The organism is Massilia brevitalea, assembly GCF_030711405.1.
GTDB lineage: Bacteria > Pseudomonadota > Gammaproteobacteria > Burkholderiales > Burkholderiaceae_D > Telluria > Telluria brevitalea.
The window spans coordinates 1-22385 of record NZ_JAULSI010000034.1 but is presented as its reverse complement, the minus strand read 5'-3'; the positions used below and the strand labels follow the sequence as shown (position 1 = coordinate 22385).

Annotated in this window: 23 protein-coding genes; 12 read left to right on the top strand and 11 right to left on the bottom strand. The window is 63.6% G+C overall.

The window, feature by feature from the left end; translation table 11 throughout:
• Positions 1–3 precede the first annotated feature (3 nt).
• The 4 genes from QWL29_RS19635 to QWL29_RS19620 are packed head-to-tail and all read left to right on the top strand — an operon-like array spanning position 4 to position 3368.
• The gene (locus tag QWL29_RS19635; RefSeq protein WP_305824567.1) at positions 4–1611 is read left to right on the top strand and encodes an ExeA family protein; all 1608 of its coding nucleotides are present in this window, start codon (positions 4–6) and stop codon (positions 1609–1611) included.
• The gene (locus tag QWL29_RS19630) at positions 1612–2589 is read left to right on the top strand and encodes a general secretion pathway protein GspB (protein WP_305824566.1); all 978 of its coding nucleotides are present in this window, start codon (positions 1612–1614) and stop codon (positions 2587–2589) included.
• Positions 2576–3130, top strand: coding sequence for a molybdopterin-guanine dinucleotide biosynthesis protein B (mobB, locus tag QWL29_RS19625; RefSeq protein WP_305824565.1), 555 nt, complete (start codon positions 2576–2578; stop codon positions 3128–3130). The genes QWL29_RS19630 and mobB overlap by 14 nt, the downstream gene beginning before the upstream one ends.
• 37 nt (positions 3131–3167) lie before the next feature.
• The gene (locus QWL29_RS19620; RefSeq protein ID WP_305824564.1) at positions 3168–3368 is read left to right on the top strand and encodes a YjfB family protein; all 201 of its coding nucleotides are present in this window, start codon (positions 3168–3170) and stop codon (positions 3366–3368) included.
• A gap of 41 nt (positions 3369–3409) precedes the next feature.
• On the opposite strand, the gene QWL29_RS19615 is transcribed toward QWL29_RS19620, so the two are convergent.
• The 3 genes from QWL29_RS19615 to fumC all read right to left on the bottom strand — a co-directional run bounded on the left by QWL29_RS19615 (position 3410) and on the right by fumC (position 5548).
• On the bottom strand, positions 3410–3694 hold the full coding sequence (locus QWL29_RS19615) for a DUF883 domain-containing protein (RefSeq protein ID WP_305824563.1): 285 nt from the start codon (positions 3692–3694) through the stop codon (positions 3410–3412).
• A 171-nt stretch (positions 3695–3865) separates the two neighbouring features.
• Positions 3866–4078 (bottom strand): RNA-binding S4 domain-containing protein, encoded by a 213-nt coding sequence (locus QWL29_RS19610; protein ID WP_305824562.1) that lies wholly within the window; start codon positions 4076–4078, stop codon positions 3866–3868.
• Between the two features lie 75 nt (positions 4079–4153).
• The gene (gene fumC, locus QWL29_RS19605) at positions 4154–5548 is read right to left on the bottom strand and encodes a class II fumarate hydratase (RefSeq protein WP_305824561.1); all 1395 of its coding nucleotides are present in this window, start codon (positions 5546–5548) and stop codon (positions 4154–4156) included.
• 87 nt (positions 5549–5635) lie between these two features.
• Here fumC and QWL29_RS19600 point away from each other — a divergent pair, with 87 nt between their 5' ends.
• Positions 5636–6970, top strand: a complete 1335-nt coding sequence (locus QWL29_RS19600; RefSeq protein WP_305824560.1) for a FimV/HubP-related protein — start codon at positions 5636–5638, stop codon at positions 6968–6970.
• A gap of 410 nt (positions 6971–7380) precedes the next feature.
• Here the strand turns inward: QWL29_RS19600 and QWL29_RS19595 are convergent, their stop codons facing one another.
• Positions 7381–7662, bottom strand: a complete 282-nt coding sequence (locus tag QWL29_RS19595) for a flagellar protein FliT (protein WP_305824559.1) — start codon at positions 7660–7662, stop codon at positions 7381–7383.
• Between the two features lie 283 nt (positions 7663–7945).
• Here QWL29_RS19595 and QWL29_RS19590 point away from each other — a divergent pair, with 283 nt between their 5' ends.
• Genes QWL29_RS19590 through QWL29_RS19580 form a run of 3 tightly spaced genes read left to right on the top strand, consistent with a single transcriptional unit; the run spans position 7946 to position 10928 of the window.
• The gene (locus QWL29_RS19590; protein ID WP_305824558.1) at positions 7946–10015 is read left to right on the top strand and encodes a M13 family metallopeptidase; all 2070 of its coding nucleotides are present in this window, start codon (positions 7946–7948) and stop codon (positions 10013–10015) included.
• Entirely contained in the window at positions 10015–10713 is a 699-nt protein-coding gene (locus QWL29_RS19585) for a class I SAM-dependent methyltransferase (protein ID WP_305824557.1), read from the top strand. The genes QWL29_RS19590 and QWL29_RS19585 overlap by 1 nt, the downstream gene beginning before the upstream one ends.
• Positions 10714–10751: 38 nt before the next feature.
• Positions 10752–10928: a CsbD family protein gene (locus QWL29_RS19580; RefSeq protein WP_305824556.1), complete on the top strand. Its 177-nt coding sequence runs from the start codon at positions 10752–10754 to the stop codon at positions 10926–10928.
• Between the two features lie 99 nt (positions 10929–11027).
• Here QWL29_RS19580 and QWL29_RS19575 read toward each other — a convergent pair whose 3' ends face one another.
• Positions 11028–12122, bottom strand: a complete 1095-nt coding sequence (locus QWL29_RS19575; protein ID WP_305824555.1) for an AI-2E family transporter — start codon at positions 12120–12122, stop codon at positions 11028–11030.
• Between the two features lie 198 nt (positions 12123–12320).
• On the opposite strand from QWL29_RS19575, the gene QWL29_RS19570 reads away from it, so the two are divergent.
• On the top strand, positions 12321–12506 hold the full coding sequence (locus tag QWL29_RS19570) for a CsbD family protein (protein ID WP_305824554.1): 186 nt from the start codon (positions 12321–12323) through the stop codon (positions 12504–12506).
• A 119-nt stretch (positions 12507–12625) separates the two neighbouring features.
• Here the strand turns inward: QWL29_RS19570 and QWL29_RS19565 are convergent, their stop codons facing one another.
• Together QWL29_RS19565 and QWL29_RS19560 are read right to left on the bottom strand one after the other, a co-directional pair.
• Positions 12626–13822, bottom strand: coding sequence for a right-handed parallel beta-helix repeat-containing protein (locus QWL29_RS19565; protein ID WP_305824553.1), 1197 nt, complete (start codon positions 13820–13822; stop codon positions 12626–12628).
• A 362-nt stretch (positions 13823–14184) separates the two neighbouring features.
• Complete coding sequence (locus QWL29_RS19560) at positions 14185–16404, bottom strand: S9 family peptidase (RefSeq protein WP_305824552.1); 2220 nt, start codon at positions 16402–16404, stop codon at positions 14185–14187.
• Positions 16405–16559: 155 nt separating this feature from the next.
• Between QWL29_RS19560 and QWL29_RS19555 the strand changes: the two genes are divergently transcribed.
• Complete coding sequence (locus QWL29_RS19555) at positions 16560–17099, top strand: hypothetical protein (RefSeq protein WP_305824551.1); 540 nt, start codon at positions 16560–16562, stop codon at positions 17097–17099.
• A gap of 57 nt (positions 17100–17156) precedes the next feature.
• Here the strand turns inward: QWL29_RS19555 and QWL29_RS19550 are convergent, their stop codons facing one another.
• Positions 17157–18566: an MATE family efflux transporter gene (locus tag QWL29_RS19550; protein WP_305824550.1), complete on the bottom strand. Its 1410-nt coding sequence runs from the start codon at positions 18564–18566 to the stop codon at positions 17157–17159.
• Between the two features lie 180 nt (positions 18567–18746).
• On the opposite strand from QWL29_RS19550, the gene QWL29_RS19545 reads away from it, so the two are divergent.
• Positions 18747–19661, top strand: coding sequence for a DnaJ C-terminal domain-containing protein (locus tag QWL29_RS19545; protein ID WP_305824549.1), 915 nt, complete (start codon positions 18747–18749; stop codon positions 19659–19661).
• 87 nt (positions 19662–19748) lie between these two features.
• On the top strand, positions 19749–20378 hold the full coding sequence (locus QWL29_RS19540) for a type 1 glutamine amidotransferase domain-containing protein (RefSeq protein WP_305824548.1): 630 nt from the start codon (positions 19749–19751) through the stop codon (positions 20376–20378).
• Positions 20379–20488: 110 nt separating this feature from the next.
• Here QWL29_RS19540 and QWL29_RS19535 read toward each other — a convergent pair whose 3' ends face one another.
• From QWL29_RS19535 to QWL29_RS19525, 3 genes are read right to left on the bottom strand one after another with little or no spacing between them, the layout of a single operon-like run.
• Positions 20489–20902 carry an STY0301 family protein gene (locus tag QWL29_RS19535; RefSeq protein WP_305824547.1) on the bottom strand — a complete coding sequence of 138 codons (414 nt, stop codon included), beginning with the start codon at positions 20900–20902 and terminating at the stop codon, positions 20489–20491.
• The gene (locus QWL29_RS19530; RefSeq protein ID WP_305824546.1) at positions 20899–21309 is read right to left on the bottom strand and encodes a BPSL0067 family protein; all 411 of its coding nucleotides are present in this window, start codon (positions 21307–21309) and stop codon (positions 20899–20901) included. Before QWL29_RS19530 ends, QWL29_RS19535 begins: the two co-directional genes overlap by 4 nt.
• Position 21310: 1 nt before the next feature.
• Complete coding sequence (locus QWL29_RS19525; protein WP_305824545.1) at positions 21311–21799, bottom strand: Hcp family type VI secretion system effector; 489 nt, start codon at positions 21797–21799, stop codon at positions 21311–21313.
• Positions 21800–22385 lie beyond the last annotated feature (586 nt).

The window sequence follows — 22385 nt, the reverse complement described above, 5'->3', positions numbered from 1 at the left end:
CGCATGTACAACCACTATTTCAGCCTGAAGGGCGCGCCGTTCTCGATCGCGCCCGACCCGCGCTACCTGTTCATGAGCGAGCGCCACCGCGAGGCGCTGGCCCACTTGCTGTACGGGATCGGCAGCGGTGGCGGCTTCGTGCTGCTGACCGGCGAGATCGGCGCCGGCAAGACCACGGTCTGCCGCTGCTTCATCGAGCAGGTGCCCGAAAATTGCCGCCTCGCCTATATCTTCAACCCGAAGCTGACCGTGGCCGAGCTGCTGCAGTCGGTGTGCGAGGAATTCCGCATCGCCGTGCCGCAAGGGCAGGGTGGCGTGAAGGCCTATGTCGACGCCATCAACGATTATTTACTGGCGTCGCATGCCCAGGGACGCAACAACGTGCTCGTCATCGACGAGGCCCAGAACTTGTCGGCCGAGGTGCTGGAGCAGCTGCGCCTGCTGACCAACCTCGAAACCAGCGAGCGCAAGCTGCTGCAGATCATCCTGATCGGCCAGCCGGAACTGCGCACCATGCTGGCGCGTCCGGAACTGGAACAGCTGGCCCAGCGCGTGATCGCGCGCTACCACCTGGGGCCGCTGTCCGAGCCCGAAACCGGCGCCTACATCGCGCACCGCATGGCAGTGGCCGGCTTCCAGGGCGCGGCGGTGTTTCCGCATGCGACCGTGCCGTTCGTGCACCGCATCACCCACGGCCTCCCGCGCCGCATCAACCTGCTGTGCGACCGCGCGCTGCTGGGCGCCTATGTCGAGAACAGCCGCGAGGTGACGAAAAAGATCCTGCGCACCGCTGCCGGCGAAGTATTTGCCGGCGAAGCGGCGGCGCCGGCCCGTGCGCCGCGCTGGCCGCTGGTGGCGGGCGGCGTGCTGGCCGGCGCCGTGCTCAGCGCCGCAGCCGCCTGGCAGGTGCTGCCGCATGGCGCCGCACCGGCACAAGTAGCGAGCGCACCGGCTGTCCCGGCACAAAAAATCAAACCGGTTGGAGCGCCTGCCGCCCCGGCAGCCAGGGCGGGCTTGCCGCAGGGGCGCGCCGAAGAAGCCGCGGCCCTGCGCGTGCTGGCCGGGCTGTGGGGAGAAGCGTTGCCGGCGGGCGAGCCCTGCCAGGCGGCGCTGCGCCGCAACCTGCGTTGCCACCAGGGCAAGGGCGGCCTGTTCGAGCTGCGCCAGCTCGACCGTCCCGCCGTGTTGACCCTGCGCGACGGCGCCAGGACGCACTACGCGGTGCTCACCGGCATGGACGAAGGCGCCGCGACCTTCGAGGCCGGCGCCAAGCGCGAGCGCATGGACCTGGCCGCGCTGGCGCTGCGTTTCACCGGCGAGTTCACCACCTTCTGGAAAGTGCCGCGCAGCTTCCGCGACCAGGTCGCCGCCGGCGACGAAGGGCCGGACGTCGACTGGCTCGCTGCCCAGCTGGCGCGCCTGGACGGCACTGCACCGCCGCCGGCGCGCCAGGCCTTTGGTACCCACACCCAGGAACTGCTGCGCGCATTCCAGGCCAAACAGAACCTGAAGGCCGACGGCGTGGCCGGGCCGCGCACCTTCATGCGCCTGAATCAGCTCGGCGGCGTGAACGAGCCGCGCCTGCTCGCCGCCGCCAGGACGGGACAATAAATGTCGTACATTCTCGAAGCACTCAAGAAGGCGCAGGCCGAACGCCAGCTCGGCAACGCCCCGGATATCCATACGCCGGCGCCCAGCCATGTTCCCGCGCCGGCTGCCGGCGCCAGCCGCAAGCCGCTGCTGGTCGGGCTGTCAGCCGGGATCGTGATTGCCGGTATCGCCGGCGTACTGGCCTGGCGCTCCCAGGCGCCTGCGCCGCAGGTGGCCGTGCCGGCTTCCACCGCGCAGGGGACGGGTGGGGTGGCTGCATCGGCCGGGGCGGCTGTCCCGGCGCCGGCGGTTTTAACGGATGCGGCTGCGCAGGCGCCTTCGTTGGCGGCAAGTGCGCCAGCGCCTGTGTCCACTGCGCCAGCTCCGACTTCGGCACCGGCTGCAGGCACCCTGGCGGCATCGCCAAACACGCCGGCGCCGACTGCCGGCGCAGCATCGCCGAGCGCGGCGGCCCCCGCCGCGGCGCTCCGTGAGCTGCCTGCGCAAGCCCCGCGCCAGGCCGCCAATGCCGTGACGGCCGCCGAAGCGGCGCCCGCGGCGCGGCCGGCAAACGCGGCGGCGCCTGCCGGGGATACGGCGCGTTCGCGCCCGTCCACCCAGCCGGATGGCAGGGCGGCCCCGGCTGCCCGGAACACTCCGGCGCCTGCCAGCGTCGCCGCTTCCAGTCCGGAAGCGGTCTACCTGCCGGCGCCTGCCGCACGTGCGCCCGACCCGGCGCCGGTGGCGCGCGCGCCCGAGCCGGCCGAGGAAAACCTGCGCACCCTGCAGCAATTGCCGGAAGCGATACAGCGCGAGGTGCCGCGGGTCAGTGTCGGCGGCTATATCTATTCGCCGAATCCCGCCGACCGCTTGCTGTTGGTCGACAAGATGCTGCGCCGCGAAGGCGAGGAGCTGGCGCCCGGCCTGGTGCTGGAGCGCCTGATGCCGAAGTATGCGGTCATGAACTACCGGGGTACCCGCTATCGTGTCGGGTATTGACGACGGCCCGGGCCCTGGCCCGGTATTGGCCGTGGTCGGCTGGTCGGGCAGCGGCAAGACGACCCTGCTCGAATTCCTGGTCGGCGCCCTTGCGCAGCGCGGCCTGCGCGTGAACATCGTCAAGCACAGCCACCACGACATCGTGCTCGAACCGCCGCAGAAGGACAGCGCGCGCCTGCGCATGGCCGGTGCGGCCGAGGTGATGATCGCCTCGCCTTACCGCTACGCCATCATGCGCGAACTGCGCGGCGCGGAAGAACCGAGCCTGCGCGAGCAGCTGGCGCGCCTTGGTCCGGCCGACCTGACCCTGGTTGAAGGCTATAAATGGGAAGCACTGCCCAAACTGGAAGTGTTTCGGCCCGGACTGGGGAAACCGCCGCTGCACGTCGACGATCCGCTGGTGGTGGCCGTGGCCTCGGACGCCCCTGCGCCCGACGCACTCGCGCCCGGCACGGCGTGGCTGGACCTGAATGCCCGCGACAGCGTCCTGGCTTGGCTCAGCAATTGGATGATGACAAAGCCTAAAGTTCGCCGGGGTTGAGCCGTTAAGAAAGGATAACCCTCTACAGGAGACCGATATGGACGTCCTCGCCATCGCCAAGCTGTCCACCACCATGGCCGAAACCGGTAACAAGCAGGAAGTTGCGGTGACCATGCTGAAGAAGCAGCAGGACATGCAGCGCTCGCACGCCGCTCAGTTGCTGGAGGGTATACAGCCGCCGCAGCCGGCGCAGAACCTGCCGGCTCATCTGGGCAACACCATCAATACCACGGCCTGAATGGCAAACGCGGCGTCACGACGCGGCGTTGTTGTATGCGCTCAGTGAAACGCGCGCAGGACGCGCGCTTCGCCGGAGTTGTCGGCGAAACGTTCATTGGCAAGGCGCGTGGCTTCCATCATGCGCGTCAATTGCGCATCCTCGAAACGTTCGAGTTCCTCGTTGGCGGCATTCAGCGCCATGGACAGCTTGGTGCGCGCATTCTGGTACAGCACGCTGGTGTAGTGATCGGTGTTTTTCAGCAGCTCTTCCGCGTTTTCGATCACGAGACGCAGGTCGCCGATCAGCCGCTCCTGCGTTTGGGGGTTGTCGTCCGGAGTATTCATTGCGTTCACCTCAACCGGTTAGTCACATCCTGGAGTGCCGGGCAATGTCCCGAGGGCCAGGTTGCAGTGTCTCGCCCCGAGGGTATTGCCAGCCGCTCTTAAAATATAAGCAAGGACTACCGGTCGCGTTTGTCTGATCTCAAACGCATGAAGCTCAGGCCGGCAGCCCCTTTACTCCACAGAAATCTGCACGTCGCCCACCCTCACGGTCTGGCCGGTGCGGATCTTGGCGGTCTTGCGCAGTTCCTGCTTGCCATCGACCGACACCGCGCCGCTGGCCACGATGTTCTTGCCAGCGCCGCCGCTGTCGCACAAACCCGCCAGTTTCAGCAGCTGGTTGAGTTCGACGAACTCGGATGTCAGTTCGAAAGTTGTCTTTTGCATTCTATCCTCGGGAAAAATTGTGGGGCGTACGGTTGAGGACGCCATTTCTGTTGGCGCGCATGCCCCACACCGTCCTTACGCCGGGTCAGGCCGCGTCATGTCGATCGGAACGATCCATTCGGAGAACTGTTCCGCGCTGACGTGGCCCGATTGCAGGGCCGCCTCGCGCAGCGTGATGCCTTCGTGCTCCGCATGCTTGGCGATCTGCGCGGCGCGATCATACCCGATGTGGGGCGCCAGTGCGGTCACCAGCATCAGCGACTGCTCCATGAGTTCGCCAATGCGCTGGCGGTTCGGCTCGATGCCCTGGGCGCAGTGCTCGTCGAAGGAACGCATGCCATCGGCCAGCAGGCGCGCGCTTTGCAGGAAATTGTGCGCGATCATGGGCTTGAACACGTTCAACTCGAAGTTGCCCTGCGAACCGCCAATGGTCAGCGCGACGTCGTTGCCGAACACCTGGCAGCACAGCATCGTCATCGCCTCGCACTGGGTCGGGTTCACCTTGCCCGGCATGATCGAGCTGCCCGGCTCGTTTTCCGGGATCGTGATTTCGCCCAGGCCCGAGCGCGGGCCCGACGCCATCCAGCGGATGTCGTTGGCGATCTTCATGAGGGCGGCGGCCAGGGTCTTGAAGGCGCCGTGGGCCGCGACCAGGGCGTCGTGCCCGGCCAGGGCGGCGAACTTGTTCTGCGCGCTCTTGAACGACAAGCCGGTGCGCGAGCCGAGCTCGGCGGCGATGCGCGGGGCGAACTCGGGGTGCGCGTTCAGGCCGGTGCCGACCGCGGTGCCGCCCGCAGCCAGCGCCAGCAGGCCGGGCAGGGAAGCGCGGATCGCGGATTCGGAAAATTCGAGCTGGGCCACGTAGCCGGAAAACTCCTGGCCCAGCGTCAGCGGCGTGGCGTCCTGCAGGTGGGTGCGGCCGATCTTGACGATGTCGGCGAAGTCGCGCGACTTCACGGTGAAGGTGCTGCGCAGGCGCGCCAGGGCCGGCAGCACTTCCTTGGAGACGGCGAGCGCCGCCGCCACGTGCATGGCGGTCGGGAAGATATCGTTCGAGGACTGGCCCATGTTGACATGGTCGTTCGGGTGCAGCAGGCGCGCTTCGCCGCGCTCGCCGCCCATCAGCTCGGAGCCGCGGTTGGCCAGCACTTCGTTCATGTTCATGTTGCTCTGGGTGCCAGAACCGGTCTGCCACACGGCGAGCGGAAATTCCTCGGGATGCTTGCCGGCAAGGACTTCGTCGGCGGCGGCCATGATGGCGTCGGCCTTGTCCTTCGGCAGCTTGCCGAGCGAGCGGTTGACGGCGGCGGCGGCGCGCTTGACCTGGGCCAGCGCGGCTACCAGTTCCGGCGCCATCTTTTCGGTGGAAATGTGGAAGTGGTGCAGGGAGCGCTGGGTCTGGGCGCCCCACAAATGGCCGGACGCTACCTCGATCGGGCCAAAGCTGTCTTTTTCGATACGGTTTTCCATTGGCGGTCCTGTTATTTCAAAGCTGGAGCTAAAGAGTGTAGCGCAACACCCGTTAATTACGCTGAGGCTACAAATTCATCCCCGCATATGGCAATTCGCCCTTTTTACCTGCTTTCCGTCCTGCTGCTTCCGTTCGCGGCGATTGGCCTTGCCCACGCTGCGGAGCTCGGCGACGCCCGCGTGCTGTCGTACATCGGCCAGCCGCTGGCCGCCGACGTCGAGCTGACTTCCGTCGAGGAGCCATCGAAACCGGTACAGGCCCATCTGGCCCGCCCGGACGTCTACCGCGGCGCCAACATCGCCATGCCGCCGGTGCTCTCCGGTCTCGACATTGCTGTGATCCGCCAGGGCGGCAAACAGTTCCTGCGTCTGGCTTCGGTCAAACCGGTTGAAAGCAAGCACTTGCACGTCTACCTGGAACTGGTCGATGGCGGCCAGCGCTCGGTACGCCTGGTGACGCTATGGCTGACACCGGATCCGAATCCTGCGCCGCCGCCGGCGCCTGTTCCGGTCGCTGCGCTCGCCCTGGCGCCGGTCATTACCCCGGTTCCTGCCCCGCCGGCTGCCGAGCCCGCCGTGCCTGCCGCGGTAGCCGCGCAACCGGCCAAGGCTGCCAAGGCCGCGGTGCCTGTGCACAAGCCCGCGCCGCCAAAACGCCTTCCCGTAGCTGTCCAGCCCACAGCCAATGAGGATCCTGCGGAGGACGCGGCGCATGCCACCCCGACGAAGCCGGCCGTTGCCGCTGCCAGGCCAGCCGTGAAACCGGATGCCGAAGCTGCCAAGACGACGGGATCAGCAGCGCCCGCAGCCTGCGCTCCGGCCTCGGCCCCGGCTGCTGCCGAGTCCAACGCCTGCGCCGTGCTGGGTGCGAAAAACGAGGCTTTGCGCCAGGAACTCGGCCATCTCGAGGACAAGGTGAAAGTCCTGCAGGTGGCAGCCGGCGTGAAATCGGCGTCCGAAGCCGATGCCGAAACCGTCGCCCGGGCAAATGCGAAACTCGATGCGAAAGCGCAGGCCAAGCCGGATGCCAAGCTGGATGCCAAGGCGGACGCCAAGGCGGATGCCGGCCCAAAGGCAGCGCCGCGCATCCACCGCAAGCCGAAACCGGCCGCACCGCCGGAAGAGCCGCTGCCCTGGCTGGCCATCGGCGGCGCGCTGGCGGGCCTGCTGGCGCTGGCCGGCCTGTTCCTGGTGTGGCGCCGCCGCCGCGCGGCTGCCGGCAAGGAACTGAGGACGGCGCGCGAACCGGAAGTAGTGGTATTGCCCCAGGACGGCGGGCCGGCGAAGCCGAGCTTGATGGCCGTGTTGAAAGCGCGCCTGGCGGCGTTGCGGCCCCGAAAGCGCCCGGCGCAAGCTGCGCGTACCGAACCGCAAGCCGCCGACGATCAGCCGCTTGCCCAGCCGCTTACCCAGCCGGAATGAGCCGCCGGCAGGGCCGAAATGGGCGCGCACGAATTGGTCTACACAAGCTGAAAAATTCGGTTATACTGAATTCGCTGGTTAATAAAACCACAAAAAACGGCCTCAGGATCTGGCGCAGCCACCACCGATAGCGTGGCGCGGGAACCAGATGTACGTCGCAAGATGCCTGTGTACGGAAGCGGTTGTCTGCCAACAGCGGCAGTCGACGCCGGATGCAACCGGCAAAGAGGCGGCACCGGGACTAGCCTGGTGTTCGCTCTCCGAATTCATGCAAACGGATGCATTCCGCGTGCAGCAAAGCAAAGGCGCCCATGGGCGCCTTTTTTGTTGCTTGCCTGGTTTTCCAGGCCATACCACCCGCCCAACAAAAAAGCGCCCGCAGGCGCCTTGTTCGTTCGAGCAGATCCGGCTCAGTGCGCGCACATCGCGCGGTCGAGCTGGCCCATCCATGGCTCGGTGATGTCGCGGATCGCGCGGTCGTTGGCCATGATCTGCTTCAGCAGGTCGATCTTGCGCAGGCGGCGGGCGCCCTCGAGGGCAGGGACGCCGGTTGCGGCGGCGCTGGCCTGGGTGGCGCACTCGCCCTGCAGCGTGTCGAAACCGTTCCAGTCACCTGATTGTGCGGCGCCAGCCATCTTGCCCGTCAGGCCGGCAATATTTTCGTACATAGCGAGGACTTCGTTCTGGTTCATCTTGGCACCGCGACAATTTTTTCCGGCCGGATTACCGGTTGTCCTCCTTTTACGGCAGTGTTGTTGGAAACTTTAGGCCTTTTGCTACATTTTTTAGAAAATTTTTTTATCAACACCCGCCTCCGCTGCAGGTCCCTCTGATTTGCGTCATGGCGATATGATGGACAATATGTGACCGAAGAACTTCGGTCCGGAACGCCGGGTCGAATCCGAGGACGCCGAACAAACGCATCCGCGCCGCTGCAAACCCATCGCAAGGTCACCGAACAACACAAGGAAGCACATGAATACTCGCTGGACCCTGGCCAGGACCGCCGTCGCCCTGGCCCTCGCTGGCGCCGCCTGCGGTGCGCCGGCCTTCGCCGCTGCCCAGGCCGCTGCACCTGCCGCACCCGCCGCCACCAAGGCCGACAAGCCGGCCGCCATGACCGTCTTGCCCGGCGACGATTTCTTCGCCTATGCCAACGGCGACTGGCTGGCCAAGACCGAGATCCCGGCCGACCGCGGTTCCTGGAGCGCCATGGGCGCCCTGGCCGAAGACACGAATACCCGCATCGCGAAAATGATCGAGGAACTCGGCGCGGCCAAGGGGACGTCCGGCGAAGCGCGCAAGGTGGCCGACTTCTATGCTGCCTACATGGACGAGGCCGCCATCGAGAAGCGCGGACTGGCCCCGATCAGGCCGATGCTGGCGGAGATCGCCGCGATCAAGGACAAGGCGGCGCTGGTGCGCGCGCTGGGCGCTTCAGTGCGCGCCGACGTCGACCCGCTGAACGCCACCGATTTCTTCACCGAGAATTTGTTCGGTGTATGGGTCGCGCAAGGCCTGACCGATTCCTCGCGCAACCTGCCTTACCTGCTGCAGGGCGGCCTGGGCATGCCCGACCGCGCCTACTACCTGGAAAACAACACGCGCATGGCCGAGCTGCGCACCAAGTACCAGCAGCACATCGCCGCCATGCTGAAGCTGGCCGGCTTCGACAAGAGCGACGAACGCGCCGCCCGTGTATTCGAACTCGAACTGGCGCTGGCGCAAACCCACGCCACGCGCGAGGAGTCGAGCGACATCCAGAAATCGAACCATGTCTGGACCCTGAAGGATTTCGCCGCCAGAGCGCCGGGCGTGGACTGGAATGCCTTCTTCAAGGCGGCACGCCTGTCCGGCCAGGAACGCTTCCAGGTCTACCATCCGGGCGCGGTGACGGGCGCCGCGCGCTTGCTGGCACATGCCGACGTTGCCGTCTGGCGCGATTACCTCGCCTTCCACAAGCTCAATGGCTACGCCAGCCTGCTGCCGAAAGCCTTTGCCGACCAGCGTTTCGAGTTCAACGGCAAGGCCCTGACCGGCACCCCGCAGCAATCGGTGCGCTGGAAGCGCGCCCTGGCCGCCACCAACGAAGCCATGGACGAAGCCGTCGGCAAGATTTATGTGGGCCGCTATTTTCCGGCGCAAGACAAGGCGCGCGTACAAAAGATGGTCGCCAACATCATCGAGGCCTTCAGCGCGCGCATCGACAAGCTGGAATGGATGGCGCCGGCCACCCGCGCCCAGGCCCAGGCAAAAGTCAAATCGCTGTACGTGGGCGTCGGCTATCCGGACCAGTGGAAATCCTATGATGGCCTGAACGTGAAGCGCGACGACGCCTTTGGCAATGCCGTCCGCGCCGAGGCATTCCATTACGAGCAGGAACTGGCCAAGCTCGGCAGGAAGCCGCAGCGTACGGATTGGGCCATGCCGCCGCAACTGGTGAACGCCGTGAACCTGCCGCTGCAGAACGCGCTGAACTTCCCGGCCGCCATCCTGCAGCCGCCGTTCTTCGACCCGAAGTCATCCGACGCCGCCAATTATGGTGCGATCGGCGCCATCATCGGGCACGAGATCAGCCACAGCTTCGACGACCAGGGCGCCCAGTTCGATGCCCAGGGCCGCCTGCGCGACTGGTGGACGAAAGAAGACCTGGCCCACTTCAAGGCCGCGTCGGGCAAGCTGGTGGCGCAGTACAACACCTATCAACCTTTCCCGGACCTGGCGGTGAACGGGCAACTGACCCTGAGCGAAAACCTGGCCGACCTGGCCGGGCTGCAGGCAGCCTTCGACGCGTATGCAGCCTCGCCGGCGGGCAAGGCTGCGGGGAGCGATGGCGAGCGCCAGTTCTTTACCGGCTTCGCCCAGGGCTGGCGCACCAAGATGCGCGAAGCCTCGCTGCGCCGCGCCGTGCTGACCGATGGCCACGCGCCGGCCCAGTATCGTACCTACATCGTGCGTAACCTGGACGGCTGGTACCGGGCCTTCGACGTCAAGCCGGGGCAAACGCTGTATCTGGCGCCGCAAGACCGGGTGCGGATCTGGTGATGAGGGAGGCCAACGACCCCGGCGCCCACGGTGCCGACGACGCCCCTGGCGCCCTGGACGGCATCACACGCCGCACGCTCGCGCATTACGAGCGCAACGCCCGGCAATTCTTTGCCGGAACGATCGACCATGACGTCAGCCAGAACATCGGGGCGCTGCTGGCGGCCATCGAGGCGCCAGCGCCGTTCACGCTGCTCGACCTGGGCTGCGGGCCGGGGCGCGACCTGAAAACCTTCAGCACGCTCGGGCACCGTGCGGTTGGACTCGACGGTTCGGCCGAGTTCGTGGCCATGGCGCGCGCGTACAGCGGCTGCGAGGTCTGGCACCAGGACTTCCTGCACCTGGACTTGCCGCCAGACAGCTTCGACGGCGTGTTTGCGAACGCTTCGCTGTTCCATGTGCCGAGCGCGGCGCTGCCCGAAGTACTGGCGGCGCTGCACGGCGCCCTGAAGCCGGGCGGCGTGCTGTTCAGTTCGAACCCGCGCGGGCACAACGAAGAGGGCTGGAACGGGCCGCGCTACGGCAGCTATTACGATTATCCAACATGGGAGCGGCACCTGGCCGTGGCGGGCTTCGTCCCGCTGCATCATTACTACCGGCCGGAAGGCCTGCCGCGCGAACAGCAGCCCTGGCTGGCCAGTTTGTGGCGCAAACCCAATGTTAACCAGCGCACAGAGAGGTCCAATCATCCGGCTTAAGGTGTGACTTCGTTTCACTACATCAAAGAGGTTATGTCATGAACGAAGACCAGATCAAGGGCAAGGCCAAGGACATCGGCGGCAAGATCCAGGAAAAGGTCGGCGAAGCCGTGGGCAACCGCCAGCAGCAGTCCGAAGGCTTGTCGAACCAGGCCGAAGGCAAGGTCCAGGAGAAGAAGGGCGACCTGAAGGACATCGTCAAGGGCAACCGCTAAGCGCGCCTCGCCCATCCTGACCATTCAATGAACAACAGCCGCGATACGTCGCGGTTGTTTTGTTTTATACCGGGACGTAATCCGCGCCCGTGCCGCCGGTCAGGACTTGTCGTCTTCCTCGATCTTGTCTCCCAGCATATCTTCCACGTACAGCATCTGCACGATCACCTTCAGCGCAGCCGTCAGCGGCGTCGCCAGCGCCACGCCGGCAAAGCCGAACAGCGTACCGAACACCAGCTGCATCGCAATGATGAGCGCCGGCGGCAGGTCGACCGCGCGCGATTCGATCATCGGCTGCAGGATGTAGCCCTGCACCACCTGGATGCCGGCGAACAGCAGGACCACGTACAAGGCCATGTCGGGACTGATCGAGAACGCAATCAGCACCGCCGGCACGCCGGCCATGATGGGGCCGACGTAGGGAACGAAATCCAGCAGCCCGGCAATAATGCCGAGGATTAGGGCCAGCGGCACGCCCAGCAGGCTCAGGCCGACGGAGGTGACGACGCCGACGATCAGCATCGAGACCGAGGTGCCCAGCAGCCAGCTGGACAAATTGCCGCCCATTTTCTGCAGCACCTGGCGCGCGCGCGGGCGTTTCGGCTGGGGTACCAGCTTGACGAAGCCGCTTGTATACAGGTGCGGCGAGGCGGCGAAATAAATGCCGACAACCATGATGATGACCACATTGCCGATCGCGCCAAAGATGCCGGTAAAGAACAGCCCCGCATTCGGCATCATCGAGGACATCTGCTTCACGGCTTCTTCCGGCGCCGGCAGTTCCGAGGCCAGGCGCTGCAGGATCGGATGCTGCTGGACGAATTCCTGCAGCTTGCCGATCGACTGCGGCACCGCCTCGGCCAGCTTGTTCGACTGCTCGGCAATCTGCGGCGCCATGGCCCAGCCGCCCAGTCCGATCACGGCAAACAGCAGCAGCACCACGATGGCCAGGGCGATGGGCCGCTTGATGCCGGTATGGCGCGCCACCAGCTGGCTCAGTTTATAGAGCAGGACCGAAAACAGGACGCAGGCAAACAGCAGCAGCAGGGCGTCGGCGGCAAACCAGACGGCGGCCAGGCCGAGGATGAAGAGGACGCCGATACCATCGATGATGGCGGTGCGTTTCATCAGCTTGCGCTTGGGTGCGGCCTCAGGTTCGTCGCGGTCGGGAAGGGTGGACATCTGTTCGTTCATGCGGGTGCTCGATTATCAAAAGGATAATGTCAGATTACCATCACGTAACGACAACTGGCGCATGGATGAGCATCAACGTGCATTCCTACGATATGGACGAGCTGTGTGCGTGGCCGTACAGATGGGCAGGATCAGGCGGCGTATTCTGGACCCATCGCGCGGCACATCGACCGCGCTTATCACGCAAGGAGAACGACCATGAATGAAGATCAAGTCAAAGGCAAACTGAAAGACATCGGCGGCAAAATCCAGGAAGAAGCTGGCAAGCTGGTCGACAGCCCTGAAACCGAAGCCAAGGGCCTGAAGAACCAGGTCGAAGGCAAGACCCAGGAAAAATACGGCGATGCGAAGGAAACGCTGAAAGACGGCATCGACCGCGTCTAAGCTGCGTCTGCCGCCAGGCCGCGCTGGGTTACCCCGGCCGGCGGCGGCCGGCAACGAAAACGGGCCCCGGCGTCTCAGACGCACGGGGCCCGTTTCATGTTTACTTCGCCGCCGGGACGTTACTGGACTTCGTAGGCGCCGATGTCGATCGAGCCGCCCAGGGTCGAACGGGTCGAGTACGCTGCGGTGTGCTTGTAGCTCGCGGTCGGCTTCAGGGCCAGGCCGCCGGCCGAGTTGCCCGGGTTCGAACCGGCATTGGCAATCTGCGCAGGCGTCGCCGGACGCAGGTCATACGTTGCCTTGTTGACGAAGTTGCCTGCCACCGAGCGGTAGTTGGTCTTCTGGACTGCCGTGGCCTGGGCGGTCACCGTGCCGCCGCCAACGAAGATATTGTTGATCAGCTTGGCTGGCGTGGTCGCATTCCGGATCGTCACAAAGGTACCGCGCGCGCTTTCGTCGTTCACGAAGGTATTGTTGATCACGTACAGGTCGGTCTTGCGGGTGCCCACGCCTTCTTCGCCATACGACACCATGGCCGGGTTGTTGTTCGACGCCGGTTGCTGGATCACGTTGCCGATCAGATAGGTGGTGCCGCCGTTCGGCACGTTGACTTCGTAGCTCGGCTTGCCGGCTGCGGTGCTGCCGGTTTCGCCCAAGCGCAGGCTCGAGAAGCGGTTGTACGCGATCATGTTGTACAAACCGCGGGTCTTCAGGTTGTGGCCGACATCTGCGTCGTGCGAGAAGTTGTAGCGGAAGTAGAGTTTCGCGACCTTGCCGATGTACACATTGTGGGTGTAGCCGTCGCCGCGGCCGTTATGGCCGAACTCGTTGTATTCCATGGTCACGGTACTGGCTTCGTTCACGCCGCTTAGGACACCGTTCTCGTTGTCGTGCAGGAACGAGTTGCGCAGCGTGAAGTTGGTGCCTTCGAGGCGCAGGGCGGCGCCATTCTTGTCCGGGACGGCGGCGCCCGACATCTCGACGTTGTCGACCGTGATGTCATTGCCGCGCACGACCCAGATTGCCTTGCCGCCGGAATTCTTGCCGCCGGCCTTGATGTGCGGACGACCGTTCACGCCGCGGATGGTGAGCTTGCTGGCGGAAATTGCGCAGACGTCGCCGGAGTAGGTGCCGGCCTGGATTTCGACGATGTCGCTGGCCTTGGCGGCGGCAAAGGCTTTGCATGGGGTGGCGTAGGTCTTGCCTGCGCCAACGCTCAGGGTGGCGGCCGAAGCCGGTGCTGCGATGGCGGCGCCGAGCACGAGAGCGGAGGCGGCGAAAGCGATGCGGGTGGTGCTGAAGCGGATCGATTGCATTGGTATTCCTCTGGAGTGCGCGCTCCGGAAAGAGCGTCTGTGAGATCAGGAATACGCAGAATACCGTGCGGAATTAATTCCGTGCGGACATAATTTGTTACAGCAAACCTAAACAGCCGAGTTCAGTTCAAATACTTCTCATAGGAAAGAAAGTGGATTTCGTGACGAAATTCGACACAAAAAAAATTTCAACGCCGTTGCATAAAGACGACAAATAGCGTTGACTTTTTTCGTAATTACAGAACAAATAATTACAACAGAGAAAGACTTTTTTTCCATTAGGAAAAATAAAAGGCCGGTTAAGCCACTGTTCATGCGGCTTCCGGCCTTTTTGGCAACAACAATGGCAACTGGGCGTTAAATCATTCTGCTGCGGTCCCGCCCAGGTTTTTCTTGAAGAAGGCCTCGATCAAGCCATACACGTGGCGCTGGCTGGTACGGCCCGAGATGCCGTGCTTGGCGCCCGGGTAGGTCATCAGGTCGAACTGGACGTTACGCTTGACGAGTTCGTCGATCAGGCGGGTGCTGTTGGTGAACAGGACATTGTCGTCAGCCATGCCGTGGATCAGCAGCAGCGGTGACTTCAAGCCATCCAGGTGGGCGAACACGCCGCTGCGCGCGTAGGCGTCCGGATCCGACTTCGGCGTGGCGCCGACGAACTGCTCGGTGTAGTGGGTGTCGTACAGCGACCAGTCGGTGACCGGCGCCACCGACACGCCCATCGCGATATTGTCCGACGCTGCCGCCAGCAGGCGCAGGGTCATGAAGCCGCCGTAGCTCCAGCCGAACACGCCCACGCGTTTCGGATCGACAAAGCTCTGCTGGGCCAGCCAATCGACACCCGTGACCTGGTCTTCGACTTCGTTCTTGCCGAGGTTGTTATAGATAACATCGGTAAACTGGCGCTCGCGGCGGCTCGAGCCGCGATTGTCCAGGCGGAATACGACGAAGCCTTGCTGGGCCATGTACTGGTCAAAGTAATTGCCCCAGGTACGGGTCACGCGCTGCGAGTGCGGGCCGCCGTAGGTGAACAGGAAGACCGGGTACTTTTTCGTCGCATCGAAGTTGGCCGGCTTGATCATCGAGTAGTGCAGGGTCTGGCCATCGTGCGCCTTGATGGTGCCGAATTCGGTCGGCAGCAAATCGGGCAGGTACTTCGCGAACGGGTGACTCGCGTTCAGCTCATTGTGCTGCAGCCACTCGACCATGGCGCCATCGGCGCGGCGGATCGACACTTGCGGCGGGGTGGTCGGGCTCGAATAGGTGTCGACAAAAATCTTGCCGTTGCCTGCGAAGGCAGCCTCATGCCAGCCGTCGCCCTTGCTGATGCGGGCCGGCTTGTTGGCGTTGCTGCCGTTCAGAGCCAGCGCATAGGTCTGCTTGTCGATGACGGCGTCGCGGTTCGACGACACATACACCTTGCCGGCCTTCTCGTCGACGGCCAGCACGTTATCGACACCCCATTCGCCGCTGGAAATCGCGTTGATCAGCTTGCCGTTCAAATCATACAAATACAAGTGATTGCGGCCGCTGCGCTCGGATGCCCAGATGAAGGCCGAACGGTCCTTCAGGAAGCGCAGGTCGTTGTGGATGCTGACCCAGGTCGGCGAGGTTTCGGTCAGCAGGGTGCGCTGGGCCAGGGTGGCGGCGTCCACGGCCACCAGGTCGAGGCGCTTCTGGTCGCGCGTCTGGCGCTGGTAGGCCAGGGTCTTGCCGTCCGCGCTCCAGTCGGCGCGCACCAGGTAGATGTCCTTGTCGGCGCCGAGGTCGATCTTGCGCGAGACGCCGGTGTCAGGCGAGACGATGAACAAATCCACCAGCACGTTCGGGTCGCCGGCGGCAGGGTAGTGCTGGTCGATCACTTCGGTGCGGTCGGCAAAGATCTCGAAGCGGCGCGCCACCGGCACCGGCGCTTCGTCATACCGTTTATACGCAATGGCGGAATCGTCCGGCGCCCAGTAGTAGCCGGTGGTCTGGTCCATTTCTTCCTGCGCAATGAACTCGGCCTCGCCGTTGTGCACGGTGCCTTTGCCATCCTGGGTCAGCTGGCGCTCGGCGCCGGTCTTCAGGTCGATGACGAACAGGTTCTGGTTGCGCACGAAGGAAACGTAGCGGCCCCTGGGCGAAATCTTCGGGTCGAGCACATTGCCCGATGCAACTTTGCGCGCGGTGTCGGGATTGGCGACGTCGACCAGGTACAGGTCGCCGGCGATCGGCACCAGCAGCTGCTTGCCACTAGGTGCCCAGCTATACGAGATGATGCCCGACAGGCTGGCGGTACGCGCGCGTTCGCGGCGCGCCTTTTCCTCAAGCGACAGTTCCTCGTTCGGGACCAGCTTCTTGGAGTCGACCAGGCGGCGCGTGGTCTTGTCCTTCATGTTGTATTCCCACAGGTCTTGCTGGAACTGGTTGTCGTCGCGGCCGCGCAGGAAGGTCACGCGCTCGCCGTCGGGCGACACCTTCAGGGTTTTCACGCCGGGACCGGCAAGCGAAGGTTCGCCGTGGATACGGTCGAGCGTCAGGCGTTCCGCCGAGGCGGGCGCAGCCGCGAGTGCGGCCAGCAGGCAAAGGATTAAGCGCATTGTGTGTCTCGTTAAAATTAGCTAAATGCAACGGACGAGACAATACCAGAGTGGGACCCTAAAAGCAGTAACGATCACGGTTAGCAACCAGCCTGCGCCGTGCTGAGCCAAATGGAGATTGCACTTATACTATTTGTAAATTTATAAGGAGAACCATGACCACACGCCTTTCCCTGCGCGCCGGCCTCGCCCTGGCTGCGCTATGCATGAGCGCGACCGCCGTCGCGCTGCCCATGGCCCAGTTCGAGGGCCAATACGAGCTGGTCTCGTCAACCACCGAGCCCGACAGCAACTGGGCCTATACCAAGGGCCGCATCGCGATCAAGAAGCTGGACGACCGGCATGTGTCCATCCTCCATGCCTGCGAATGGAAAAAGAGCCCGAAGGAAGTATGCAGCCAGCGTTACGTGGCGCAATGGCGCAACGGCGAAATGTATCTGCAGGACCGCAACACCTGGCACGAGCGCATGGCCTTCGACCCGGCAGCGCGCCGGCTGACGGTGCTCACGCAGGGCGTCGACGGCACGCTGCGGCGCGATATCTATGAAGCGACAAAGGTGCCGCTGACCGACAAGGCGCTGGTGCGCCGTATGAAGCGCGAGCAGGATGCGGTCGACGACCTGGTCGACGAGCCGGCATTTGGCGAGTTCGGCAAGTGGGAATACCGCAAGAACCGCATCGAGGTCAAACGCTGAGGAGCCTTGCCGTTCCCTGCGCAGGCCGCAGGTCGCAGGGAACGGCAAGGCTCCTCCTTACGCCGCGTGCTGCGCGGCGCGGACCCGCTGGCGCGACAGGCGATCGAAACTCCAGGTCAGCAGCACGGCGGCAATCGTCAGCCCCAGCACCAGGCCGATCCAGAAGCCGGTGGTCTCCATCGGCGCTGCCGGCGACAGACCGAACCAGGCCGGCGCAATGCCGAGGATATAACCCAGCGGCAGCGAAAAGCCCCAGAAGGCAACCAGCTGGATGATCATCGGCGCGCGCGTGACCTGGTAGCCGCGGATCGCCGAGGCGGTGGCGACCTGGGTGGCGTCCGACAGCTGGAACAGCGCCGCGAACAGCAGCAGGTGCACGCAGGCTTCCTGCACCGCCGGGTCCGAGGTATAGGCGCGTGCGATTTCCCAGCGGAAGATCGCGATGAAGGCAGCCGACAGCACGCCGAAGGCGACCGACATGCCGACGCCGACCCAGGCGACAAAGCGCGCCCGCACCGGATTGCCTTCGCCCATCGCCTGGCCGACGCGCGTCAGCAGGCCGATGCCAAAGCTCAGCGGCACCATGAACACCAGCGAGGAAAAGTTCAGCGCCACCTGGTGCGCCGACACCTGCACCACGCCGAAGCGCGCCACGAGCAGGCTGATCAGGCCAAAGGCGCTGACCTCGGCAAAATAAGTCACGCCGATCGGCAAGCCGAGGCGGAACATTTCGCGAATCTCTTTCCAGTCCGGACCTTCCATCTTCGTGAACGGGTAGGTCATGCGGTAGGCGCTGGAGAGCTTGATCCATGCCACCATGGCGATCAGCATCAGCCACATGCCGACGGCAGTCGACACCGCACAGCCGACCGCGCCCAGCTGCGGGAAGCCCCAGTTGCCGAACACCAGCAGCCAGTTGCTGGCGATATTGAACAGCAGCCCGAAGATGGCGATGATCATGATCGGCTTGGTCTGGTTGATGCTGGTCGTGTAGCCGTACAGAGCGCGGTAGCAGGCAAAGGCCGGCATGCCGACGCTGGTGACGTGCAGGAACAGCGCGGCGCGGGCGGCCACCGCCTGGTCGAGGCCGATGTGGTCGAACAGCAGGGTGGCCAGGTTGGCCGCGAGACAGGCCACCAGGCCAACGATCAGCCCCTTCCACAGCGACTGGCGCACCGAGTGCGGGATCTTGTCGTAGCGTCCGCCGCCGATCTCGTGGGCGACGACGGTGTTAATCGCCATCATCGTGCCCATCACGGTGACCAGCACGATCGACCACACCGAGGCGCCCAGCGACACGGCAGCCAGCTCCTCGGCGCTGACGTGGCCGGTCATCGCCACGTCGGCCACGCCCATGCCCACCGTTGCCAGCTGCCCGACCAGCATCGGCCAGGACAATTTCCAGAGCGTGGAGATTTCGGCGCGGACGGGAGAGAGAGTATTGCTGAGTGTGGCGCTGGTGGTCATGAGGCGGATTTCTTGTTCTTGGAAACCCTCGATTTTACTGTCTACTTGCTAATCTTGTGAGGGCAGGTGTCTGGCGTGCGCCGCAATGGTGCAGGCGAAGTTGGCATCGCGCCGTCTTTAATTTCGTATTGACGGCCCCATATGGGAACCATTCGTGAACACTGCTTTTGGGAGTGCACTGTGGAATACAAGGACTATTACGAAACCCTTGGTGTCGACAGGACAGCGTCAGCGGACGACATCAAGAAGGCGTACCGCAAGCAGGTACGCAAGTACCACCCCGATGTCAGCAAGCACAAGGACGCCGACGCGAAGACCAAGGAAATCAACGAAGCCTACGAGGTGCTTGGCGACGCCGACAAGCGCGCCGCCTACGATGCGCGCGGCCGTGCCTACGCGGGTGCCCAATACGCTGGCGAACAGTTCGATGCGTCGCCGGACTGGAATGGGCACTTCGACTTCGGCGGCACCGGCGCCGACGAGTTCTTTGCCGACCTGTTCGCCAAGGCGGGCGGGTCGCGCCGCGGCGGCTTCCAGATGCGCGGCGACGATATCCACGCCGCCATCACGGTCGACCTGGCCGATGCCTATCGCGGCGCGACGCGTACCGTGAACCTGCGCGTGCCGCACCAGGACGGCCGCGGACGCACGGTGTTGCGCGACAAGACGCTGAACGTGAGCATTCCGCGCGGCGTGACGCCGGGGCAGCAATTGCGCCTGGCGGGGCAGGGGCACGAGGGGCATGGCGGCGCCGGCCCGGGCGACTTGTATCTCGAAATCCAGTTCTCCCAGGATGCGCGGTATCGCGTGGACGGTGCGCACGTGTACGAAACGGTGCCGGTGACGCCGTGGGAAGCGGCGCTTGGCGGCAGCGTATCGGTGCAGACGCCATCGGGCAAGGTCGAGGTGGCGCTGCCGGCCGGCTCGCAGAGCGGGCGCAAGCTGCGGCTGAAGGGCAAGGGAATTCCTGCGGCGACGCCGGGCGACCTGTTCCTGGTGCTGGAAGTGGTGCTGCCGCCGGCCGACAACGACAAGGCGCGGGCGATTTATCAGGCGATGGCGCGCGACCTGGCGTTTAATCCGCGCGTCGCGTAGCGCGCCGCGTAGCGCGCGCCATTTCCGGATGCGGCCTCCTACAATCGATAACAAATGATTCACAGTTATTCATCTTGAGGAGATCGTATGGAACAGAGTAATCATGGCGGCGTTGACCAGGCAGTCGAAGGCGTCGGCGTGGCACGCACGCTGCAGGGCAAGCGCATTGCCGTGCTGATGACGGACGGCGTGGAGCAGGTCGAATACACGGGGCCGCGCAGCTTTCTTGAAGAGCAGGGCGCGCAGGTGATTCTGGTTTCGCCAAAGGGCGTGGGCGAGGAAGTGCAGGGTATGAACCACGACCAGCCGGGCGATACTTTCAAGGTCGAGATGAACGTCAAGGATGCGGTGCCGGGCGACTTCGATGCGCTGGTGCTGCCGGGTGGCGAAGAAAATCCGAAGCTGCTGCGCAAGGATGCGGACTCGGTGGCGTTTGTCCGGAATTTCTACGCCGAGGACAAGCCATTGGCCGCGATCTGCCACGGGCCGTGGGTGTTGATCGACGCGGGGATTGCCGAGTCGAAGCACCTGACCAGCTATCCCGAGATCCAGGACGACATGCGTGCGGCCGGGGCGGAATGGGTCGACCAGGAGGTGGTGATCGACGACAAGCTGATCACGAGCCGCAAGCCGGACGATATTCCGGCGTTTAACGATGCTTTGTTCAAGGCGTTGCGGATGGATCCGCAGGCTGCGGATGCGGGGGCGAGTTCGTGATCTGAAGCGTATCGATATTGCGCCGGCAAGTACCGGCGCAATGCTCGCTTGCTTGCCTCCTCTTCGATACGTCAGCGACTGTATGCGCCGGTTATCCTTGCCAGCTCGCCTTAATCCCGGCAGATGAGTTTTACAGTTGGCGCATCTGGAAATTTTGGATTCTTGTGTGTCAGCTCACATGCCGTGGCAGTATCCGCTACACGGCGCATCAGTTGCACATGTCCGTAATAGCAGACGAACCATTTTCCGGGCGGACGCTGATCGCGGCCGAAGCCGAAGTGCGTGACAAAGCCGCCCTTGATGCGCCGTTCGCTCCCGCGCAGTTCACCACGACGTTGAATCGGTCCGGCGTACATGCCACCGCCGTCGAGTGGAATCCCGGCAGGTACGAGGCCGGTTTCCCATTGTCCGCTTTGTGGAAGCGCGATGTCTTCCGCCGGATAGCGGGCAGGACATTCGATGTGCTGCTCTGCAGCGAATGCCGGAGGGCTTAGGGAAAAGATCGCAAGTAAGAGTGTTTTCATTTCACGACGTAGAAATGGTCGGCGTTATCGGAATCGTCGATTCGGTTTCCTGCCGAATGCAACTGCGCTCCACGTGGATAAATGCTGCGTGCAGTGATTTTTGGCTTTCGGGTCCACTGGTCCATTACCACGATGTATTGCGGCTTGCCAGTCTGTTGACTGCGCGGACCGGAGTACAGGTAAAGCGCAGCATGGTTCCCGGTTGACCTGTTCGGATATCTGCCATTTTCAAACGTGGCGATGACGGTGCCTGGAGCGATCACCATCGCATCCAAAACGCGCTCGCCTGGCCGCCACGTACTAGTGTGGCCTACTTTTGTCAGTACCTGAACGAGTGCTACGCAGTTTCCATCACCGATCTTATCCTTACCCTCGAGTTTCTTTACTTCCGGATAAATATGCGGCATGTCATGCCATTCGGTTTGTGGCGAGGTTCCAGCTTCCAGCAGTATTGCCGGAGGCACCACCGCCGACTTTCTGTTTGGTATAGCGCCACTTCACCTGGGAAAATTTGAGGCCAACCGTTTCCTGATGCAGTCCGACGCTGAGCAAAGGTGAAATCATGCCGATGAGGACATTCTCCAGCTCGACTTCAAAATACTTGATGGGCTCGCCGTTCCCATCGGCGCGCATGAACTCGAATTTCGCTTTGGGTATGGTCTTTCCCATTGCACAGGTCTGCATCAGGATAGGCGATGCGAGATCTGCGATCTTTTCAAATGTGATATCGGTGAGCTCGGCACGTTCCGCCGTGTGCCCGCCGGCTGTGGAGCTTGTCGCGGACTTCGGTTGCTGGATGCCCCACCGTACTCCCGAGACTTCGATCCAGTCGGTGTGCCCCTGATCCTGGGATTCGCCTTTGATGCCATCGAGCTGCAGATATGCGTCGCTTGCCATGATGCCTCCGGGTATGTGCGGGAGGTCATTGTGCGTTTATGGTGAAGCTGACGATTTGATTGTGCTTAAGGCAATGGGGTGCATCTGGGATTGAAGAGGCAAGAATCCAAGCCTTGTTCGACATCTTCGAGCCAGGTGGAGTAGAAGGATCTTGTGCAGTTAGCGCATGGTCATCTGCAGGCTTGCAGCCACGCAGTCCGAAATCCCTGCTTGTCCCGCATCCGTGCAGTCTTGAATTCAATTCTCGCTGTTCGGCATAGGTATTTAAAAAACAAAGCCCCACCGGCTTGCGCCGGCAGGGATTTGTTTTTGAATACTGGTGGAGGCGAACTGCAGGAATCGCTTCGCGATTCCCTTAATCGGACGAATCGAAGAGCCCTTGCGCCCGGAGGCGCAAGGTCGCTCGCAGGCTCGCTGCTGCGCAGCTCGAAACCCCTGCTGCCTTTGCGCCTGCATGCGCAAAGGCGTTCGTCGGCTCACTGCTGCGCAGTTCGAATTCCCCACTCACCCCTACGCGTCCGTTTCGTCCGTGGGCTCAATCCCCGCTGTCCGGCACGAAGTATTCAAAAACAAAACCCCACCGGCT

Excerpts from the sequence above, each read along its gene's own strand:
- QWL29_RS19635 (WP_305824567.1), top strand. The coding sequence starts at position 4 with ATGTACAACCACTATTTCAGCCTGAAGGGCGCGCCGTTCTCGATCGCG.
- QWL29_RS19630 (WP_305824566.1), top strand. The coding sequence starts at position 1,612 with ATGTCGTACATTCTCGAAGCACTCAAGAAGGCGCAGGCCGAACGCCAG.
- QWL29_RS19620 (WP_305824564.1), top strand. The coding sequence starts at position 3,168 with ATGGACGTCCTCGCCATCGCCAAGCTGTCCACCACCATGGCCGAAACC.
- QWL29_RS19615 (WP_305824563.1), bottom strand. The coding sequence starts at position 3,694 with ATGAATACTCCGGACGACAACCCCCAAACGCAGGAGCGGCTGATCGGC.
- QWL29_RS19610 (WP_305824562.1), bottom strand. The coding sequence starts at position 4,078 with ATGCAAAAGACAACTTTCGAACTGACATCCGAGTTCGTCGAACTCAAC.
- fumC (WP_305824561.1), bottom strand. The coding sequence starts at position 5,548 with ATGGAAAACCGTATCGAAAAAGACAGCTTTGGCCCGATCGAGGTAGCG.
- QWL29_RS19600 (WP_305824560.1), top strand. The coding sequence starts at position 5,636 with ATGGCAATTCGCCCTTTTTACCTGCTTTCCGTCCTGCTGCTTCCGTTC.
- QWL29_RS19595 (WP_305824559.1), bottom strand. The coding sequence starts at position 7,662 with ATGAACCAGAACGAAGTCCTCGCTATGTACGAAAATATTGCCGGCCTG.
- QWL29_RS19590 (WP_305824558.1), top strand. The coding sequence starts at position 7,946 with ATGAATACTCGCTGGACCCTGGCCAGGACCGCCGTCGCCCTGGCCCTC.
- QWL29_RS19585 (WP_305824557.1), top strand. The coding sequence starts at position 10,015 with ATGAGGGAGGCCAACGACCCCGGCGCCCACGGTGCCGACGACGCCCCT.
- QWL29_RS19580 (WP_305824556.1), top strand. The coding sequence starts at position 10,752 with ATGAACGAAGACCAGATCAAGGGCAAGGCCAAGGACATCGGCGGCAAG.
- QWL29_RS19575 (WP_305824555.1), bottom strand. The coding sequence starts at position 12,122 with ATGAACGAACAGATGTCCACCCTTCCCGACCGCGACGAACCTGAGGCC.
- QWL29_RS19570 (WP_305824554.1), top strand. The coding sequence starts at position 12,321 with ATGAATGAAGATCAAGTCAAAGGCAAACTGAAAGACATCGGCGGCAAA.
- QWL29_RS19565 (WP_305824553.1), bottom strand. The coding sequence starts at position 13,822 with ATGCAATCGATCCGCTTCAGCACCACCCGCATCGCTTTCGCCGCCTCC.
- QWL29_RS19560 (WP_305824552.1), bottom strand. The coding sequence starts at position 16,404 with ATGCGCTTAATCCTTTGCCTGCTGGCCGCACTCGCGGCTGCGCCCGCC.
- QWL29_RS19555 (WP_305824551.1), top strand. The coding sequence starts at position 16,560 with ATGACCACACGCCTTTCCCTGCGCGCCGGCCTCGCCCTGGCTGCGCTA.
- QWL29_RS19550 (WP_305824550.1), bottom strand. The coding sequence starts at position 18,566 with ATGACCACCAGCGCCACACTCAGCAATACTCTCTCTCCCGTCCGCGCC.
- QWL29_RS19540 (WP_305824548.1), top strand. The coding sequence starts at position 19,749 with ATGGAACAGAGTAATCATGGCGGCGTTGACCAGGCAGTCGAAGGCGTC.
- QWL29_RS19535 (WP_305824547.1), bottom strand. The coding sequence starts at position 20,902 with ATGAAAACACTCTTACTTGCGATCTTTTCCCTAAGCCCTCCGGCATTC.
- QWL29_RS19530 (WP_305824546.1), bottom strand. The coding sequence starts at position 21,309 with ATGCCGCATATTTATCCGGAAGTAAAGAAACTCGAGGGTAAGGATAAG.
- QWL29_RS19525 (WP_305824545.1), bottom strand. The coding sequence starts at position 21,799 with ATGGCAAGCGACGCATATCTGCAGCTCGATGGCATCAAAGGCGAATCC.